The 16,680-nt window shown below is 60.6% G+C and carries 20 protein-coding genes; 1 reads left to right on the top strand and 19 read right to left on the bottom strand.

Features of this window, described 5'->3' with window-relative positions; all coding sequences use genetic code 11:
- Positions 1–49 precede the first annotated feature (49 nt).
- From LOC68_RS09925 to LOC68_RS09915, 3 genes are all read right to left on the bottom strand, one after another.
- Positions 50–241 carry a hypothetical protein gene (locus LOC68_RS09925; protein ID WP_230218168.1) on the bottom strand — a complete coding sequence of 64 codons (192 nt, stop codon included), beginning with the start codon at positions 239–241 and terminating at the stop codon, positions 50–52.
- Between the two features lie 19 nt (positions 242–260).
- Complete coding sequence (locus LOC68_RS09920; protein ID WP_230218167.1) at positions 261–473, bottom strand: hypothetical protein; 213 nt, start codon at positions 471–473, stop codon at positions 261–263.
- Between the two features lie 339 nt (positions 474–812).
- Entirely contained in the window at positions 813–1,307 is a 495-nt protein-coding gene (locus LOC68_RS09915; RefSeq protein WP_230218165.1) for a hypothetical protein, read from the bottom strand.
- A gap of 228 nt (positions 1,308–1,535) precedes the next feature.
- On the opposite strand from LOC68_RS09915, the gene LOC68_RS09910 reads away from it, so the two are divergent.
- Positions 1,536–1,808: a hypothetical protein gene (locus LOC68_RS09910; RefSeq protein WP_230218163.1), complete on the top strand. Its 273-nt coding sequence runs from the start codon at positions 1,536–1,538 to the stop codon at positions 1,806–1,808.
- Between the two features lie 156 nt (positions 1,809–1,964).
- Here LOC68_RS09910 and LOC68_RS09905 read toward each other — a convergent pair whose 3' ends face one another.
- The 16 genes from LOC68_RS09905 to LOC68_RS09830 form a co-directional block, all read right to left on the bottom strand.
- On the bottom strand, positions 1,965–3,107 hold the full coding sequence (locus tag LOC68_RS09905) for a hypothetical protein (RefSeq protein WP_230218161.1): 1,143 nt from the start codon (positions 3,105–3,107) through the stop codon (positions 1,965–1,967).
- Complete coding sequence (locus LOC68_RS09900) at positions 3,104–4,750, bottom strand: hypothetical protein (protein WP_230218159.1); 1,647 nt, start codon at positions 4,748–4,750, stop codon at positions 3,104–3,106. The genes LOC68_RS09905 and LOC68_RS09900 overlap by 4 nt, the downstream gene beginning before the upstream one ends.
- The gene (locus tag LOC68_RS09895; RefSeq protein WP_230218157.1) at positions 4,747–5,568 is read right to left on the bottom strand and encodes a LamG domain-containing protein; all 822 of its coding nucleotides are present in this window, start codon (positions 5,566–5,568) and stop codon (positions 4,747–4,749) included. The genes LOC68_RS09900 and LOC68_RS09895 overlap by 4 nt, the downstream gene beginning before the upstream one ends.
- A gap of 9 nt (positions 5,569–5,577) precedes the next feature.
- Positions 5,578–8,457, bottom strand: a complete 2,880-nt coding sequence (locus LOC68_RS09890; protein ID WP_230218155.1) for a hypothetical protein — start codon at positions 8,455–8,457, stop codon at positions 5,578–5,580.
- Positions 8,458–8,477: 20 nt separating this feature from the next.
- Positions 8,478–9,200, bottom strand: coding sequence for a hypothetical protein (locus LOC68_RS09885; protein ID WP_230218153.1), 723 nt, complete (start codon positions 9,198–9,200; stop codon positions 8,478–8,480).
- A gap of 99 nt (positions 9,201–9,299) precedes the next feature.
- Positions 9,300–9,932, bottom strand: coding sequence for a hypothetical protein (locus tag LOC68_RS09880; protein WP_230218151.1), 633 nt, complete (start codon positions 9,930–9,932; stop codon positions 9,300–9,302).
- Positions 9,929–10,300 (bottom strand): pilus assembly protein PilM, encoded by a 372-nt coding sequence (locus LOC68_RS09875; protein ID WP_230218149.1) that lies wholly within the window; start codon positions 10,298–10,300, stop codon positions 9,929–9,931. Before LOC68_RS09875 ends, LOC68_RS09880 begins: the two co-directional genes overlap by 4 nt.
- Positions 10,301–10,314: 14 nt before the next feature.
- Positions 10,315–10,647, bottom strand: a complete 333-nt coding sequence (locus LOC68_RS09870) for a hypothetical protein (protein ID WP_230218147.1) — start codon at positions 10,645–10,647, stop codon at positions 10,315–10,317.
- A 23-nt stretch (positions 10,648–10,670) separates the two neighbouring features.
- Complete coding sequence (locus tag LOC68_RS09865) at positions 10,671–11,579, bottom strand: phage tail tube protein (RefSeq protein WP_230218146.1); 909 nt, start codon at positions 11,577–11,579, stop codon at positions 10,671–10,673.
- A gap of 3 nt (positions 11,580–11,582) precedes the next feature.
- Entirely contained in the window at positions 11,583–12,026 is a 444-nt protein-coding gene (locus LOC68_RS09860; RefSeq protein WP_230218144.1) for a hypothetical protein, read from the bottom strand.
- 99 nt (positions 12,027–12,125) lie between these two features.
- Positions 12,126–12,455 (bottom strand): hypothetical protein, encoded by a 330-nt coding sequence (locus LOC68_RS09855; protein WP_230218142.1) that lies wholly within the window; start codon positions 12,453–12,455, stop codon positions 12,126–12,128.
- The gene (locus tag LOC68_RS09850) at positions 12,452–12,694 is read right to left on the bottom strand and encodes a hypothetical protein (protein ID WP_230218141.1); all 243 of its coding nucleotides are present in this window, start codon (positions 12,692–12,694) and stop codon (positions 12,452–12,454) included. The genes LOC68_RS09855 and LOC68_RS09850 overlap by 4 nt, the downstream gene beginning before the upstream one ends.
- Positions 12,695–12,840: 146 nt before the next feature.
- Complete coding sequence (locus tag LOC68_RS09845) at positions 12,841–13,242, bottom strand: hypothetical protein (protein WP_230218140.1); 402 nt, start codon at positions 13,240–13,242, stop codon at positions 12,841–12,843.
- A 70-nt stretch (positions 13,243–13,312) separates the two neighbouring features.
- Entirely contained in the window at positions 13,313–14,539 is a 1,227-nt protein-coding gene (locus LOC68_RS09840; protein WP_230218139.1) for a phage major capsid protein, read from the bottom strand.
- 152 nt (positions 14,540–14,691) lie between these two features.
- Positions 14,692–15,420 (bottom strand): hypothetical protein, encoded by a 729-nt coding sequence (locus LOC68_RS09835; RefSeq protein WP_230218138.1) that lies wholly within the window; start codon positions 15,418–15,420, stop codon positions 14,692–14,694.
- 92 nt (positions 15,421–15,512) lie between these two features.
- Positions 15,513–16,622: a hypothetical protein gene (locus LOC68_RS09830; protein ID WP_230218137.1), complete on the bottom strand. Its 1,110-nt coding sequence runs from the start codon at positions 16,620–16,622 to the stop codon at positions 15,513–15,515.
- Positions 16,623–16,680: the final 58 nt, after the last annotated feature.

Raw genomic sequence — 16,680 nt, 5'->3', positions numbered from 1 at the left:
TTTCCTACGCATTCCCTCGGCTCGCGCCTCGGGCTAGTTTTTCACTTGCTCACGCCGCCGAATGCTGATCGCCGCTCTCCGCGCCGGTTCGATCAAGGACGATCTCGGTCGCCAGCGGCAGCGAACGCTTTTCAAACTCGACGATAAAACCATGCGCCTCTTCCAACGACTCGGCGCGATAGATGGCGACCGGCATTTCGGAGGCGTACCTGGTGTAGGTGACGACAAGATATTTATCCATGTTCTTCCTCCCCGGTTCACTAAAGTTGGACAAGTTCCGACTCGGTCGCGGCGGCGCAGAAGTCGCCGGCACATGCGACTTCGCACGCCTCCTCTCCGGTCCGCTCCAGAGAAAGGGTGCAAACGCGCCGCGTGACGCAAGCGGCGCAGCGGCGCAACTGACAACGCTGACGCACGAGCCCAATGGCGGACTCCTGCGACATCGATGGAGGAGGAGAATACGTGGACGACATAGTTACCTACCTTCGGCGCAAGGGGGTCGGGTCGATGGAGAATTAGACAGCGAAAGCGGCTCTAGAATGCGAGCGAAAGAGGCGACGTCAACGGCTGTCGCGGCCGGCAGCGACCCTGCGCTGTCTCGGTAATATTCCCTCAATGACGAACTATAGAATAGTGAACATCCGTGCACTTTGCAAGCATTGTTTTGAGCCTTGTTTTTCCGAGGTTTTTGCAGGTTTTGGGATGCGAAACAAACGTCATCAGAAAACCGGGGAAAGCGCCGAAAAGCGTCTGAAATGAGGTTGGAATTTGGACCTTAATTCGTCGAGTACGCGCTCTGTTTTTTCAGCGCCCTAGTACTCCTGCATCGCATCTTGAAACTTCAATTCCCGTCTGCTTGGCGGCGCATCTTCGCTGGCGATCTCCGGCAAATCAGCCATCTCGATCGTGTACGTATCTCCCCAGGCGCCGAGCAGCGTGAACCGCTCGCAGTCGAGCGGGACCGAAAAGCGGTCGCCATCCCCATATTCGTCGGAGGCGAAGTGGCGACTAAAGTACCAGCGACGATGGAGCGTCACCCAGGGATTCGGCTCTCCCCAGATCGAAACCGATTCAGACCAATAAAACGTATTGGCGTCTTCTTGCAAATAAACGATCCGCTCGGTCGGAGTCGTCTCGACCCCGATGATCGAAACTTCGCTGGGGGGAAAAACCGTCGCCAATCGGTAGCCAATGACGAACCCAATCGCCAAGAGCCCAGCGGCCAGCAGTAACGACGCGACGATCGTCGTCTTGATAATCCGCCGACGCTTGGCCTGTTTCGATTCGCTGGAAAGGCTTTCGGACATAGTCGTCACCCTCGAAACTTTCTCGATGATCCACGGTTACAAGGGTATCTTATCTCTTCGAAACTCGCATGTGACGAGTTACTGGGTCTGACGATCCACGTTCTTCAACGTCTCCGTCAGAAAAACGCGCCCAGGACTTGCCGAACCCCTCTTTTTACCACTACCATACAGTCAACTCGAACCAGTTCCGCATCCGCACTGGTAATCAGGCATCGAGACGAGGCGAGCATGGCTTTCTCACGCTATCTGATCATCTCGGCCGGCAGTTGCGTACTGCTCGGCGTCGTCGCCTTTCTGAGTTATCACCATGGCTACGCGACCTGCTATCGCGAATTGAACGAGTTGAATCGCCCCGAGATCGGCAATCTGCTCGCCCCCGGCGACGACACGATGATCGTCCGAGATCTCCAGCGCGAATGCATGGATCTCGAAAGCCAATTGATCGCCACCCAGCGCGAGGTGAAACGCTTGACGCTGCTTGCCGAGCAAGGCGCCGAGTAACCGCAACACTAGCCCGCCGCGCAGGCGAATGACTAATGTCTAATAAAGAAAGAATGCAAGCCGCTCCTCGGCATTAGACATTCGTGATTAGTCATTAGACATTTCCCGTCTCATTCCCTCGCTTGCGCTGCGGGCTAGTGTTTTATCTTTTCTACTTCAAAGTCCACTCGCCCAACAGTTCAAATAGCGGATCTCCAGCACGCCGGTGGCGGCGTTGATGATGTGGAAACGATCGCCTCGTTGGGCGGCGACGATCGTCGTGCCGGAAACGGTGGTGAAGTACGAATCGATCTCTTCGAATTGGGCCCAGTTTTCTGGGCGGACGTAGATTCCTTCTTGCCAGGCCGACAGAAAGATTCCGCTTTCGTCGTCGGCCAGATCGCTTTCGCGGCTCGCCTGGTAATCGAACCGCTGACGTTCGACCAGAAAGCCGAGCGTCATGCCGCGCACATCGATTCCGGCTTCGACCGCTTTGATCGATGCGGTGAACCCGATTTGGTAAACGCCGTCCACTTTGCACTCGATCTGCATCACCCCTTTCTCGTCGGCGGCGATCGGCGATTGCGTATCTCCAGACCGCGATGCAGGGAGCGGCGGCGTTCCCCATTTCACTTTCGCAAAGTTCGGCGCTCCGCCCGGAGCGACGGCGGCGTCATACGCGCGATAGGCGAAGTCGACGCTACTCGAAAGTTGCGGCCGAGTCGCTCCGCCGCTCAAGGACGCGCGATTCTCTTCCAAGATCAGGCCAATGCCGGCGTAAGGATAAACGTATTGCCGCCGCAGTTCTTCCGTTTTGAAATAGCGCGTCGCGGCCGAATAGGAAGGGGTTACCCAGCCAATCCGATAACGCTGCTGCAAGTTAGCCGGGTCTCGATATTCGGTGGCGGGACACCCCTCGAAGCCGAGAAAGCGATAGGCCGAGCCGCCGGCGCCGAGCGCAAAACAATCCTCCGTCGCTCCGAGCAAAACGTCGGGGCGGACGAGCGCGCGATGATCGATTCCGTCGCTCTCGTCCTGACGCACCAGCGCTTGGATCACGCCCGACTGAACGCAGTTTCCGCGGCGACGGACCGGAACGGTTTGCGGTCCATTCACAAAGAGGAGCCCGGCGTCTTGCAACTGCGCATGCGCCTCGTCGACCGGCGCCAGACGAAGACAAGCGTCGTCGTCAGCAGTCTCGACGGCGCCCAACTTCAAACTCGAACTCGGCGAAATCGTCGCCGGCGCCATCACCGCAAACGGCGGAATCTCACGCGTTCCCCGATTCACAAACGGCAACCAGCGAAATGCGTTTCTCATCGGCCTTCTCCTCGTTGTTCGCGGCGACGTTCGGTTCGCGACATTTCGACCATCCGTTCCAGCAGCCGACGTTCGCGATAGCTCATCTCGACCAGTTCGTCTTCCCAATTGCGACTGACTATGGTCACGCCGCGACCGCCGCTACCGATCGACCAACTGACTTGTCGAATCGCGCCATCCGGATTGATCGGCCAGAATCCGTCGTAAGTAAGGGTCCCCGGCTGGGCCGCTTGCAACTCTTTGGCGGCCGCGGCCAGATAGTACTCGGCTTGACGTTTTACTTCCGCTTCGTTGGCGACCACTTTGCGAGTCTTGTGATTAACGTAGACCTCGCGGGCAATGTCGTCGCGCACGATCGTTTGCGCCGCAATCTGCCGCGCCCGCTTCTGCGGCGAGAATTCGTACCGCACCACGCCGCGGGTTTTCTTGTCGCGACGCTGACAGGCGATGCGCAGTTTCAGCCGCGCGGGATGCGCCTCGTAATCCGCGTCCACTTTGCGATACAAGAAGACCGGCTCGGTGAAGATCACCAGGCCGCGTTCATGGTCGACCCGGAACGAGCGGGTATAAATGCCTTCCGGCACGTCGTTCAAATTTGGATCAGGATGCTGGCTCTCGCGGACTTGGGGATAGGTCGACGCTCCCTTTTCGAACAGTCCGTAAACCCACGGAGGCCGGCGCCGCAGCGTTTTGTCAGGCAGCGGATCGGCTTCGACTTGATGCGATAGCAGCGGCAACACTTCCTCGATCCGCTCGATCACGTTTTCCTTCGTCTTTGGATCGCCAGGGAGGGTGAACTTCGGCTGGATCTGGTAATACTTCCAAACGCAGCTCTGGGCCAGCTCGCGAAACGAAGTCTCGACGTTTCCCAGATCGATCAGCGGCTCTGACTTCCAACCGCGCGGCGGCGCGTAGCTCACGTCGTCCAGCGGAACAATTTCGCCGCTCGGCTCGACCGCGACCGGCGCCAGGTCAAAGTCAACCTGGTAAAGGCTGGGCGCCGCGACGAACTTGAGGGACGTCGGCGTCTCCGGCGGATCGTAAACCGCTTCGCCGGCGATGGCAGCCGGCGTGATCGACAGCGCCGCTCCTTGCCCCGCCGGTTCGATCGCCACCTTGCCGCCGATCTTCAGCACCACGCGACATCCGCAGGCATCGGCCAAGTCGGCGAGCGCCAGCGCCGGGACTTTGTAGTCCCAGTTCACGTAGGGACGCAGCCGATCAGGCATTTTGGCGACGTCCCCCTGCTCTCCCATCGCGTCGAGACAAAGCTGCGCCAGCTGACGCGGCGTCTGCTCGGTTCCCGGCTGAATGCTTTTGCCGTCATGCGTGCGAATGTTGTACTCGCCGGAGATTGCGCCGAACTTCCAGGCCCAGCGCTGATCAAGGATTTCGAATCGCAAGATCGAACGCCCTGCGTAGTCGGTCTCGGCGGTGACCGAATCGACGCGACAATTGGGCATTGCGATCTGCGTTCCGGCGTAACGAAAACTTGCGGCGCCGATCGCCGCCGGATCGGCGGCGCCAGGCAACGTTCGCAGCGTGATTCGTCCAGGGCTAACGCCATGGGCGAGCGTGTAGCGAACTTCGACAAAGTCGCCGACGCCGGGGTAAGAGAAGGTCGCTTCGGGGGCCGTCATCATCGCATCCCTATGCCAAGGTTTCCGCCGAGACCAAGCCGCGGCCTACGTCGACCGCTTGCGCCGCTACCTCCACCGCCGCCGCTGTCCGAGTTGCTATAATGCGTGACGATCTCGGCGTCGGTGAGCGCCCGGTCAAACGTCGCCCAGCCGGCCATGTAGCCAGTGCAACCGCCGGTGACGTAGGCCTCCGTCGCCGCGCAGAGTATGCTGCCGAATATCGGAGTTCCGCTGAAGGACGTGTTGAGCGCCGCGTCAGAACCGGAAAGGCTCGTCCCGTACTCCGTACCATTGATGAAGAAATCGATATCGGACGCCATCGGCGAACTGCCGGATGGGACGCGAACAGCGACGTGATACCACTGGCCCAAGCTGATTTCCGGCGGCGATGCAATGTTGACCGTCAGCGTCGCACCTAGCTTCACACGCAACGGCAAGCTTTCGCCAATGCTCGCGCCTACCGCAAACGCGTACCCGTCCGAGGCCATCGAATGGCTCTCCCCAGCCCCTAGGAAGTAGTCGGCGTCGGAGCCAGTTCCCTGGAACCAACCGGCATAGGTTCGCGCCCCGCCGCCCGATACGAACGACGTGGGGAAACTGCCCAGCTGAATCCCCTTGTAGCTGCTGTCGCCGACGATGCCGATCGCGCTGGGCAGCCACGCGGTCGGCCCCGTCGTGCTCGTCAAGAATCCGGGGCTGGCGTAATAGTTGTACATCGTGCCGTCGTTGCCGTTCGACGAATCGTCGGCAAGCGTCGCCCCCGACGTCTCCTGAAATTCCCACCAACCGATCGACTCCGCCTTTAAAGATTCGTAAGACATCGCGGCTCCTTACTTATAGTAGATCTTCAGCAACACGTCGGCGGTCGTTTCCGTAATCAGCCGCAAGGCGGTCGCTGCGCTGCCAGCGACTGGAAAATATTCGGTCGCGTCGGCGGCGACCGTTTGCCCATCCGTGTCGTTGCTGGCGTCGTGCACGCTGAGGTCCGCCGTTGGTGCGATGACGTCGATCTGAATGATGTCGGCTTCCAGTTTGCCGCTGGGGTGCGAGTAGCTCTCGGTCGCCAACTTGGCGGCGATCGATTCCAATTCGCTATCGACCGCGACGCTCACCATTTGCATTGCCGCTGCGTACAGAGTGACGCTCACTTCTTCCTCTCCTTCTGCGGCCGTGCCGCGCGAAATAATGATGTCGCCGCCGAGATCGGCGAACCGGGACGTGCCTTGAAAATGAAGCGATAGATAGCCGTCGACGTTGACCACTTCCGCCGAGTCAATCACGCCGGCCGAATCGCCAAAAACGCTGATCGTTCCGGCGACCGTCTTCGGGCGAAGATCGCCATCAAAGATCAACTGCCCATCGCCGCTGATCACGGCGCCGGCGGCCAACGTTCCGGTCGACCAGTAATAGAAGTCGCCACCTTCGACGGTGAGCGACTCGACGCCGTCCGTTCCGCGCAGTTGGACCTCGCCGGCCGACGACTGAATCGACGTGATATTGCCGCCGCTGCGACCTGCGATCACCAGCTCGCCTCCGTTTTTCACGATTGAGCCGACGGTGACGCCGTCTCCCAGGTAAACGAGCGCATCCGAATCGCGACTGCTGATAAAGCTGACGTCGAGCGAGTCGAGCGTCGCGACTTCGCCGCCGCACATCGCCACGCCGACCGTTCCCTTGTAAACGGTCAGCACGTTAGCGGCATGCGTGCCGATCCACTCCAGGGCGTAGCCTGTCGAAGAGGCGGGCGAGCCGGTTCCCCACACGGTGATCTCCGCTTGTTCCGCGCCGCTATCGAGCCGAATCTGCGGCGAGCCGTTTCCTTCCCCTTCGCCGATGCGAACGGTCGTCGCACCGATCGCCAGGTGCGTCGGCAAATATTCGAAAAAACCAGCCGCGTTGACGTCCGGCAAACCGATCGATCCGCTGTAGCTGGCCCGCACATCGAGGCTTTGCAGCGTCACAGCCGATTGATCCAAGCCGTACAAGATGTCGGACGACGAGTTCTCGATTCGTACGTCGGCGCCGGTGACCGGCACGCTGTTTTGATCCCAGTTCGCCGCTTCGCTCCAGTGATGCGGGCCGGTCGGCGTCGTCACCGTCGTGATCGAAAGCGTTTGCGAATCGTCGCCGGTCAAATTGCCGCCGTCGCCGATCAGCGAAGCGACGTTCGTTGCCGCCAGGCTCCCTTGAAACTCGACAATCCAAGGACCGCCGGAAGAACCGCTCACCGCGACCGCATCGATGTTGGAAAGCGCCTCCAGCGCCGTTTCAACGGTCGAAGCGGCCGCCGCGTACGAAATGTTGCCGGTCGTTTGCCCAGCGTAGGTCAACGTAAACGTCCCGCCGGTCACGCCGGTCGAAAGCGAGACCGTCTGCTTTTCGTTCACCGGCGAAGCGGCGAGCTGCGTCGTTTCGATCGATCCAGCGCCGCCGGTCAAGCTTGCGCCATTGCCCGTCAACAGCGGCACATCTTGCGCCGCAAGGTCCCCGTCGAAATCGATCGTCCAGTTCGGCGCGGAACCGCTGACGACGACGTCGCCGCTGCCGATATTCGACAGCGATTCCAGCGCCGTCTGCAAGGTCGCCGCGCTGGCGTTGTACGCAATTGGGCCGGTCGTTTGCCCGGAATAACCGAGCGTGAACGTGCCGCCGCTCGGTGATCCCGACAAGCTCACCAATTGTTGCTCGTTGGTTCCGGTCGCGCTGCCGTTTTGCAGCGTCGTCAAGCCGGTCCCGGTTCCGTAGCCGCTTTCGTCAAAGAACATGATGCTCCAGTTCGCACCTCCGAGCGAACCGGTAAACTCCACGTCGTAGACGCGCTCAAAGCCGCCGGAAGAGGAAACGAGGGTCACGTTAACGTTCGACGAGTTGATCGACGCGTGCTCCTGCATCGCCGTCTTGAACTTCGCCGCGGTATCGAGCTCGCTGAAATCTTTCCAGCGGAAGATATAGTTGCTCGATCCGAACGCCATCCCGTACTCGAGCGGAGTACCGGACGGGGTCGACGAACTCTTCGCCATGGTGACGCGAATAATCTCGTTCGTCCCTCCCTGACCTTTCAAGGTTTCGACGACGCTCACGGTCCCTGCGGTCAGGCTGGAAGAGTCGATCGTGATCAGAGACACGTCGGTCGCCGCGTACGCTTGCTTGAACTCGACCACCCACGGCCCGCCGCTCGAACCGCTGACCTCGACGTCGCCGCTGTCGATGTTCGCCAGCGTCTCGAGCGCCGACTGCACGGTCGCCGCACTCGCGTTGTAGGCGATGCTGCCGGTCGTCTCGCCGTCGAACGACAGGGTGAACGTGCCGCCGGTGACGCCGCTCGGCATGCCGATCTGCTGTTTCTCGTTCGCCCCAGCATAAGAGCTGGTCGTCGTCGCGACCGAGACGTTCCCGAGCGAACCGTTCGATGCGGCGGCCGTCACGGTAAAGGGGCGACCGTCGCCGGCCCCGGTCAGTTTCAAATAGGGCGGCGAAGCGTCGCTGACCACTTCGGCGGTGATGTCGGCCAGTTCCTGCACATCCGACGCTTCGATCGCCGCGACCAGGCCTTCGTAGATCGGCACGACCGAACTGCTAAGGGCGGCGAAGCTGATCGCCTTGCGGTTAATCGTCAACGTGCACACGTCCCCCGCTTCGACGAACTCGGCCGTCACATGCACCACTTGCGCTTTGGGACGCGCGTCTCCTCGCCAAACAAAAAGGGCCATCTCGTTCAAGCTCCGTTGCGTTACGCAAAATGAGGACGTCCAGCCAAAGGTCGATCCGACTCGTAGCGGACCTCCCAGCTGAGCGAGAAATCAGTAAAGTCGCCGCTCAAGCGTCGCTTGCCCCCGCCATACGTCAGGCGCGGCGCTTCGACCGCATATTGCTGCGGAAACAGAAACCCCGGAAACAGCGGGTACTGCCGATAGCCAACCGCCTGGCCGCTTTGCACGGCGCGATAGATCGTTTGCCGGCGAGTCATCTGCGCCCTCGGCGGGCCGAGCTTCGTCTCGGTCCACTCGACGCGGCGATCGCCACCGGACAACGACAGCGACTCGCGAAAGTTCAAGAGCGCCGTCTGCGGATCTTCGATCGGAATCTCCGCTTCCAGCGTCACCGCAAAGGTCCGCTTCGTGGCGTATTCGGCGCCGGCGCCATTAGGAAAGCTGGGCCCGCTCACCACCCGCACGCCGCCGATCGCTTGGCTGTTTTTCAAGGCATGCTGACTCGGCGTGACGCCGTCGGAGAGGAGCAGCGACGCGTCGAACCCGCGCTGCCGATACGCGGCGATCAGTGCTGCGACCTTCGCGTCAATCTCGCTTTGCCCACTGCCGGTGACGATTCCTTGAATCTGCCAGCTGTGAAGCTGAGCCAAAGGAACGCCCCCTTCGCTCAGCACCGGCCGCTGCGTGATCGAAAGCTGCGGCCCGCCGATTTCGTGCGTGTAATTGCCGATTTTTAAGTACATAGCGTTCAAACTCGCTTTGGGTTTGATTCAGATTTCACCTCGTCCCGACGCTAGCCCGCAGCGCAAGCAAGGCAATGCCGCCGCAAGCAACTCATTCCCTTAGGCGCCACGAAACGACGACCCACGATTCGCAGCAAAATCAGCCAGCCGCCGTTTCACTTGTTCGAGAATCCCTTGCTCACGCGCATCCAGTTGCATTTCGATCTGCTGAGCAATCCGCTCAACCAGTTGGTCGACGTCCTCTTCCACGTGAACGACGTATTCCCGCTTCGCTTTCGCCTCGACCTGTAGCGGCGGCGTCGCCGCAACCGGCGCCTTATCGCCAGGAGGCGAATCTTCTTGGCGCGGTTGTTCTGGCGCAACCGTCGGTCGCGACGCATCGGCCAATGCCGCGTAGTCCCGCTTGGCGGCATTTTCTGGCGCCGGATCGCGAGTAGATTCCGGATCGACCTGCCCCTTGGGCCGTTCAAAGTCGCTGCTAGCGAGCCCCGAGATCGTCTGCCGTTCCAATCGCTGACGCTCAGCGAGCATTTCGGCCTGCAGCGCCGCGATTTCGCGAATCGAGTCGGACTCAATCCGCTGTCGCCTCGCCGCTTCCAATCGCGTCACTTCGGTCGCGTCGCGTTGGCTTTTGGCGATCGCGTCGCCGATGCTCTGCTGGGCCTCTTCCAAAGGATCAATCCCCAGCTGAAGCGTGTAGCGGACAATCCGCTGTTCGTCTGGCGTCGTCATTCGTACCTCCCTCTTTCACTGCTCTCGTGACGCTGCACGACCGCATCAATCGCCGCCAGGTTGCGGCGTACTATCGAATCGCGGGCCATCGCCGGCGAGAGGCAACGCCCGTACGTCGCGCGAACTTCGCGCCAGAGGCGATAGGTCTTCCAGTTCTTGGCGGACAGCTCCAGCGCTTTCGCTGCCGCAGGCGAACGTTTCGGGCAACTGCCGCATTGCAGCGGCATGCCCGGTAAACGGGGCTGCGGCGTTTCGAGTCGATCGGGTCCTTGGCGAAACGTCACGCGGCGGCCGGTCTCCAGGTCGTACAGATAGTTTTGGCAATCGTCGCAGTCGATCAGGGCGGCGCCGGGATGCGTTAAAAGCAACGCGACGCCGCTGGTCAGTTTTTTAGGTCAGTCGCTTCCTGATCGCTGGCGATCTCTCCCATCACGATGTAGAAGAGCCGCTCAAGCAGCCGCGGCCGCAGTCGTTCGACCTGCTCCACTTCGATTGGCCGCGCTAGGGACCACTCCTGCAGATGCCGCGTCACGAAGGTGGCGATCGCCGTGGTTGGCGCGACGTCGGCACGCTTCGCTAGTTCGTAGTACGCCTCTTTGTCGGCGTGAATCATCGGGCGATAGACGAAGTGGAGCTCTCCGTGCACGCCGTCGAGCGCCGAGATGTGCCCGGTCTCGAAGTAGCCGTCGTCCAGGAAGAAGTCGGAGTCGGTCATGCGTATTCGTTTCCAATGGCGAGTTACGAAGCGTCGGTGCAAACGACCGCAAGTTGCGGCAGTCCATTCGCCAGATCGGCAAACGCCTCCAGCTGATGGCGCGGTCGCGTCGTTCCTTTCCCCCGAATCGATAGCGGCGTCTTCGGCTGCTGCACCAGGCCAAAGGTAAAGGTGAGCGTGTCGACGCCGTTGGCGAATTCCACCTCGGCCGTCACGCCGCGGGCCGCCGTTTCGATCAAGTTGGCCAGCACGTCGTCGTTCAGCTCGGTATCAAATGCGAGCGTGATGCGTCGCGAACCTTCCGGCAGCGTCGTGCGAGTCTGGCTATTGTTGAAGCGATCGAGCTCCAGCGCGTTGTCGATCGTGATCACCAGGTTGTCGACTTCGATCGTCGTCTCGTCGATCGTGACGCTCGACTGATGATGGACGAACGGGTTCTTCGCCGAGAGGGTGGCGGCAATGCTCGGAAAGGTTCCGGCCGCGGCGGTCGCGTCGGCCAGTTTCCCTTGCAGATCCAGCTCCAGCTCCAGCAGTTCCCCTTTCCGACTGCGGAAGGTCGCTTTGTCGACCTTGAGCCCGCGATAGGTGTTGACCATGATCTTCCGATCGACGGTCGCAACCAGTTCCGGCAAAGTTTCGGCCAACGCGAACGCGTCGCTCACTTCGGCGGCGCCCAGAATGTAGGGAAACAGGAACAACAGATCGTCAGGCCGCGGCCGCAACGAGATCGTTCCGCCCACCGTATAGGTCCCTGGCTGCGCCGAGTCGCCGATCGGCGAGCGCTGGCCGATCATGCCGTCCGCGCGAACGATCGTCGACTGCTTGTCGAGGTCGACGCCGAAGTGCTCCAGTTGTCGCGTCGCCAAATTGGTCGCATGTTGCGGGCCCAAGCCCAACTGCGTTTGAAAACCTGAAACGTGCGTTACCGACATGATTTACCCTTCGTAGACGTAACAACGAATGACGAGCGCGCTGGCGTCGTACTGTTTGGCGAACGCGTCGGGAAGCGCGACTTTCCCCGGCTCGCACCAGGTGCGAACCACGCCGCCGGCGGTGATCGGCAGCTTGTCATGAAACGCGCGGCGAATCGCTTCTCGCCACGTCAGCAACGTCCCGAGCGTTCCCTTGCCGAGCGTTTGATTGCTGGCCTGAATCAGGCAAACCTCAAAGCCGTAGCCAATCTCGCTGCGAGCGTTCGAACCTTCGGAGCGAAGAGTTTCGGTCACCGGGCATACGAAGATGCCCGACGTCATCTCGCCGCTGCTCGGATTCAGCGGCCATTGCTGCTGCTTGACGTTGACGCTGGTGATGCCGGCGAGATCGAGTTCAAGGATCTTCGCGTACACGGCGTCCCAAATCATTTCAAAAGCGCTTGACATGATTTGTCTCCGTAGGGTCCGCTGTGCGGACCAAAGATGCTTCGTTCATGTTGGCAATCCCATAAGGCTTCTCATGGTCCGCACAGCGGACCCTACGAATTACGCGCGATGGCGGATGCAAAGGCAGCGCCACTGCGTATTCCACTGGGCGCCTTGCACCGCCTGCACGGTCCATTTCGTTCCATCGAACTGCGTGATCACTCCGCCGCCGACCGGCTTTTTGCCGGCGAGCGTCGCGTCCCACAGCACAAGGGTGGCGTAGGCGCCTGGGAGTGCGGCGAGCCCGTCGACTTTGGCAAGACTCTTTTCATCCGGCTCGATCACGCGAGCTTTCACGCCGCTCGTCTCGCCGGCGGCGTCCGCATAGGCGACCTCTTCGATATCACCGAAGGCCCGCCAATTGTCTTTCACGGCGTCGTAGTAGCTCATGCCAATCGTCCTTGTCGCCGCACGATCCAAGGACCGCGGAGCAGCGAGAGCGAACGTTCAATCTGCTCCAGCTCTTCGTACAAGCTTTGGCGATACGCGACCTGCTGCACATGCTCGCCGCCGCCAGATGTGTCAGGGCCGCCGCCGATTTCGCTTTCGGTGAGCGCCGCGATCTGCGTCAGAAGCGTATCCCGCCGCGTCTCGAGCGCTTCGAGTTGCTGTAGTTTGGTGAGGGTCATATGGTCTACCTGAAACGAGCAAAAGAAGGGTGCCATGCTCTTATCGCGTCTTCGCGAGAAGAGCATGTCTTCAACGCGTTTTGCCAGGACAAAGACATGCCCTTCTGTCGTAGACGCCGTAAGAACATGGCACCACACGTTGATGACTACGCGTTAATCACGCGGGCGTACGGGTTGTACGCCTGGGTGCTTTCGATCTTCAGCTGGGTGAAGGCGATGCTGATCGCTTCCGCCTCGTCGATCGCGATGACCGGGCTCACCACCCGCGGCCGACCATTGCCGCTTCGCAGGGTCACTTCGTAGTCGCGAACGATCGCCTGCCTTCCTTTCGACCGCAGCCAGGCCCGGACGTTTTCGACATCTTTCGGAAGGTCGCGGACGTGAATGCGATCAGCAAACGACGTCTGCTGGCGCGACGACGTCTGCGACTTTTCGAGCAGGGCCATCTCCTCGTCCAGCAGTTGCCGCTCGGCGGCCAACTCGGCCCGCAACTTTTCGAGCTCGGCCCGCTCGGCCGCCAGGTCGTCTTTCGATTTCTCTTGCGTCATGGAGGTTCTCATCGTGAGGAAGAAACCCAACCGGCCGCGAGCGACCAGTTGGTGAATAAACTAGGCGCCGTTAGCCGGTCGACTTGACCACCTTGCGCGGCTCTTTGACCGCCATTACGCCCCGTTCGCTGATCTTGAACTGAACGGCGATGTCGCGGGTCATTTCGAGATGGCTGCCGGTCGGCGCTTCGACCGCTTCCGGAGCCCAGTTCTCGACATAGGCGAAGGCGCCTTGGAAGTCGCCGTAGAACCAGCTCGAAGCCGATCCGGTTCGCGACTGGACGTATTCGCTGCTCCGAATCTCGTAGTCGCGCGGCAAGCGGTTTCCTTGCACGATCGTTTCGCGATCGCCGCTCGTCTCGCGAACTTCGGTCGCGTTGAGAATCGCTTTCGCTTTCCACTCGAGCGACTTCGGACAGACCAGCTGCGTTTTGCTCAAGACGATCGGCTCCCCATCCTGCGGGTCGGTCATCGCTTGGAACTTTTCGTGCACGGCGACCAGCGACTCGTAGTCGGCCAGCGGATTCGACGCGACCAGGTTGTCGAAGTCATGGTCGCCGCTGCTCGCGCCGTAGGTGTCGATGATCGGGCGATTCTTGCGACGATACGAATTGACGATGCCCAAACAGGTATCGAGAATCCGCTTTTCGCGATTGACCGCCAAAATCATCGCCGCTTCGCCGGCGCGACGCAGCACCATGCCGGTCGTGTCGAAGAAGATCGCTTCGCGCGTGATCGGCACGATGAAGCCGTACTTCTTCGTTTCCGGCGACATCACCCAATCTTCGGCCAGACTGACCGTCGGGTAATCGTGACCTTCTTTGACTTCCTGGGCGTGATCGCCGAGCATCGTCATCCCGGCGAATTTTTCCCACTGGTGGGTCGACGGAATCAGTTCGACCAGCGACATGCCGATCAGCTCCGGCTTGTTGAACTCTTCCATCATCCGCGTGTAGAAGACCTGGCCGATCAAATTGGCGAATGCGGCGCTCCGCACGCCCGATTCGTAAATGCGGTGGCCGGTTACGCGACCATCCTTCGTATCGCGCCAGCTGTTGACCATTTCGCGGCCGCATCGCTTTCCCATCCGGTCGGTGACGGTCGCTTCGAAGATGCTGCGAATGCTGATCTCTTCCGGCTTCAAGTGACCGGAACGCAGGGCGACTTTCAACGCGTCCATCGCCGGGTTGGGGACTTCGTCGTAACTGATCGACTCATGCACCCCCATCCGCCGGCAAACCGCTTTGCGCTGACGTTCGCCAACTTCAAAATCATGGGCAAGTTCGAGATAGTTCATGTAAGACTCCGTAGGGAATTTGATTTTTGTGCTGTGTGCCACTGCTGGCTTGTCCAGCAGTGAATCAAGTTGGAAGCGAGGGGCAGGTTCCCACTAGTAGCTTATGGGCGCAGTATTCCCTCGCTTGCGCTGCGGGCTAGTTTCGGGTGCGGCTACGTCGTGACGGCGAAGGCGATCGCGTCGAGATAAAACACTTCTTCCGCGGCGCTGCCGGTTTGGCCGCCGCAGAGGACGTTCATTTCGGTCGCGCCGCTCAGGGGGACTTCGTGCGTGATCGGCTCGTTCAGGTTCGACGTCGCCTTGGTGCAGACGCGCCCGTCGATCAAAAAGACGAAACGTCCATAGGCGCCGCCGGGAAGAACCTCGAACTGGATCTCGAAGCCGGCCAGTTCGCTCGACGCGGCGGTGACGCCGGTATCGTCGATATACTGCGTGGCGCCGGCCGAGCTGACGCACTTCCAGGTCGTTTCGCCATCAACCTTGTAGATCATGGCGCCGTAGAAGCTGGCCGCTGGACCCGCGCCGTTAGCGGCAAGCACCGTCCCGACGGCGGCGTTGTTCATACAGCCGATGGCGACGACGTTGGCGACGTCAGCCCCCGCTTCGCTGTACTTGAACTTCGACTTCAGGACGAAGGAGTGATCCATCTTGATCACTTCCCCTTTGGTCGCCAGGTAGCAACCATCGTTGTCGGCGGCCGAGGTCGCGCCGGTCGCGATCGAGAGGACGCCGCCGGAAGCGTCGGTCACGCCGATCGCCGCCGAAGCGTTATCGCTCAGCTTCTCGAAGACGTCCGAGTCGAGGCCGAAGCAGTGATCCGCATAGGCGGCCTGAAAATCGAGCCCGTAGACCGGGCTGTTGGGATGGAGAGTCGAAGGCATATGGTAGTCCTAACTGAAACAGGGGTTCACTGGTTGGTGAATGTCGAATGACGAATGACTAATGTCTAAGGACGGAGATGGGGTTCTCCTCTCTACTTACTTCCAATGCCCCAGGCGGCGTACATTTGTTCGCGGGTGCGATGGAGCGACTCGCCGTCTGGCGCATTCGATTCCCAAATGGAAATCTCTCCGCCGGCGATTGGCGCGAGAGCCGGGCCGAGATCGCTGGCGTCGACAAATGCTTCCATCTCGGCGCGGGTGGTCAGCGTTCGCAACTGCTGTCGCAGCGGCGAATCGCTCGGCATGCCGGCTGACTCGAGGACCGAGGCGGCCCATTGATCTCGTTCGAGAAAATCGAGCCTCCGAGTTACTTCCCGCAGCGTGGCGAGAATCTGATTGCGACGACTTTCTTCGACCGCTTGCGGAGAGTCGACCGCTTCACCGCTTTGCAACTGCTCGAGCGTTTTGCAAATCGCGTGAATCACGTCGGCCGATTCTTGGGCGTCGAGCGCGGCGATGACCAATGTGCGGAAGTTGGTGGCCAGAGCCTCACCCGGCGTCTGATCGCCTTCTTCCCAAGGACGCTCCAGAATCGGCTCGCCGTCGATTTCAAGCTCTTGCAGTTTCGCTAGCACCGCGTCCCGCGCCGGGTAAGCGGTTGCGTCGAGCGACGCGATCCGCTCGCCAATCGTCGTTTTCATTCCGGTTCGCTCCGATTCAAAAATGCCGCGGGCCGTCGCCGGTTCGCCTACCAGGTCGACCGATCGAACCGCGATGATCTTGGTGACTTGAAAAACCCCGGCGTCGTCGACATAGCCGTCGATGTCGGCGTCATGCGACAAGCCGAACGTCTCGGGAAATCGCTCGGCCCGCTCGCAGACGAGTTCGGCCAATTGATGCGACTTCAGAAAATGGAGATCGCCGTAGAGCGCGTCTCCCTGCCGCTTCACATTCCGCAGCACGCCGAACCCGGCGAGAAACGAACGTTCTTCCCCCGGCGCGAAGCCGTGGTCGATGTTGACCTTCACTCCTTCGTAAAGGCCGACCGCCGAGTCGAGAGCCGCCGCGTAATTGCGGCCGTTGCGGGAAAGAGGGCCGCAGATTTGCACCATGCGAATGACGCCTGATTCGCGATCGACTTGCCGGGCGTGTTGCGCGACGCCGACCGCTTCTTTGACGCGTAGTTGCTTCTGTTTGGACATATTATCTCCGTGGGTGTGCCACTGCCGGCTTGTCCAGCAGTGAATCTGGTTGGAATCA

It is taken from the genome of Blastopirellula sediminis, from assembly GCF_020966755.1.
GTDB classification, from domain to species: Bacteria; Planctomycetota; Planctomycetia; order Pirellulales; family Pirellulaceae; genus Blastopirellula; species Blastopirellula sediminis.
Note: the sequence above shows the minus strand (reverse complement) of the source record. Positions and strands in the feature narration are given on the sequence as shown.

What these genes read in the sequence shown, in the direction of transcription:
- LOC68_RS09925 (WP_230218168.1), bottom strand. Translation starts at nt 241, where the DNA reads ATGGATAAATATCTTGTCGTCACCTACACCAGGTACGCCTCCGAAATG.
- LOC68_RS09920 (WP_230218167.1), bottom strand. Translation starts at nt 473, where the DNA reads ATGTCGTCCACGTATTCTCCTCCTCCATCGATGTCGCAGGAGTCCGCC.
- LOC68_RS09915 (WP_230218165.1), bottom strand. Translation starts at nt 1,307, where the DNA reads ATGTCCGAAAGCCTTTCCAGCGAATCGAAACAGGCCAAGCGTCGGCGG.
- LOC68_RS09910 (WP_230218163.1), top strand. Translation starts at nt 1,536, where the DNA reads ATGGCTTTCTCACGCTATCTGATCATCTCGGCCGGCAGTTGCGTACTG.
- LOC68_RS09905 (WP_230218161.1), bottom strand. Translation starts at nt 3,107, where the DNA reads ATGAGAAACGCATTTCGCTGGTTGCCGTTTGTGAATCGGGGAACGCGT.
- LOC68_RS09900 (WP_230218159.1), bottom strand. Translation starts at nt 4,750, where the DNA reads ATGATGACGGCCCCCGAAGCGACCTTCTCTTACCCCGGCGTCGGCGAC.
- LOC68_RS09895 (WP_230218157.1), bottom strand. Translation starts at nt 5,568, where the DNA reads ATGTCTTACGAATCTTTAAAGGCGGAGTCGATCGGTTGGTGGGAATTT.
- LOC68_RS09890 (WP_230218155.1), bottom strand. Translation starts at nt 8,457, where the DNA reads ATGGCCCTTTTTGTTTGGCGAGGAGACGCGCGTCCCAAAGCGCAAGTG.
- LOC68_RS09885 (WP_230218153.1), bottom strand. Translation starts at nt 9,200, where the DNA reads ATGTACTTAAAAATCGGCAATTACACGCACGAAATCGGCGGGCCGCAG.
- LOC68_RS09880 (WP_230218151.1), bottom strand. Translation starts at nt 9,932, where the DNA reads ATGACGACGCCAGACGAACAGCGGATTGTCCGCTACACGCTTCAGCTG.
- LOC68_RS09870 (WP_230218147.1), bottom strand. Translation starts at nt 10,647, where the DNA reads ATGACCGACTCCGACTTCTTCCTGGACGACGGCTACTTCGAGACCGGG.
- LOC68_RS09865 (WP_230218146.1), bottom strand. Translation starts at nt 11,579, where the DNA reads ATGTCGGTAACGCACGTTTCAGGTTTTCAAACGCAGTTGGGCTTGGGC.
- LOC68_RS09860 (WP_230218144.1), bottom strand. Translation starts at nt 12,026, where the DNA reads ATGTCAAGCGCTTTTGAAATGATTTGGGACGCCGTGTACGCGAAGATC.
- LOC68_RS09855 (WP_230218142.1), bottom strand. Translation starts at nt 12,455, where the DNA reads ATGAGCTACTACGACGCCGTGAAAGACAATTGGCGGGCCTTCGGTGAT.
- LOC68_RS09850 (WP_230218141.1), bottom strand. Translation starts at nt 12,694, where the DNA reads ATGACCCTCACCAAACTACAGCAACTCGAAGCGCTCGAGACGCGGCGG.
- LOC68_RS09845 (WP_230218140.1), bottom strand. Translation starts at nt 13,242, where the DNA reads ATGACGCAAGAGAAATCGAAAGACGACCTGGCGGCCGAGCGGGCCGAG.
- LOC68_RS09840 (WP_230218139.1), bottom strand. Translation starts at nt 14,539, where the DNA reads ATGAACTATCTCGAACTTGCCCATGATTTTGAAGTTGGCGAACGTCAG.
- LOC68_RS09835 (WP_230218138.1), bottom strand. Translation starts at nt 15,420, where the DNA reads ATGCCTTCGACTCTCCATCCCAACAGCCCGGTCTACGGGCTCGATTTT.
- LOC68_RS09830 (WP_230218137.1), bottom strand. Translation starts at nt 16,622, where the DNA reads ATGTCCAAACAGAAGCAACTACGCGTCAAAGAAGCGGTCGGCGTCGCG.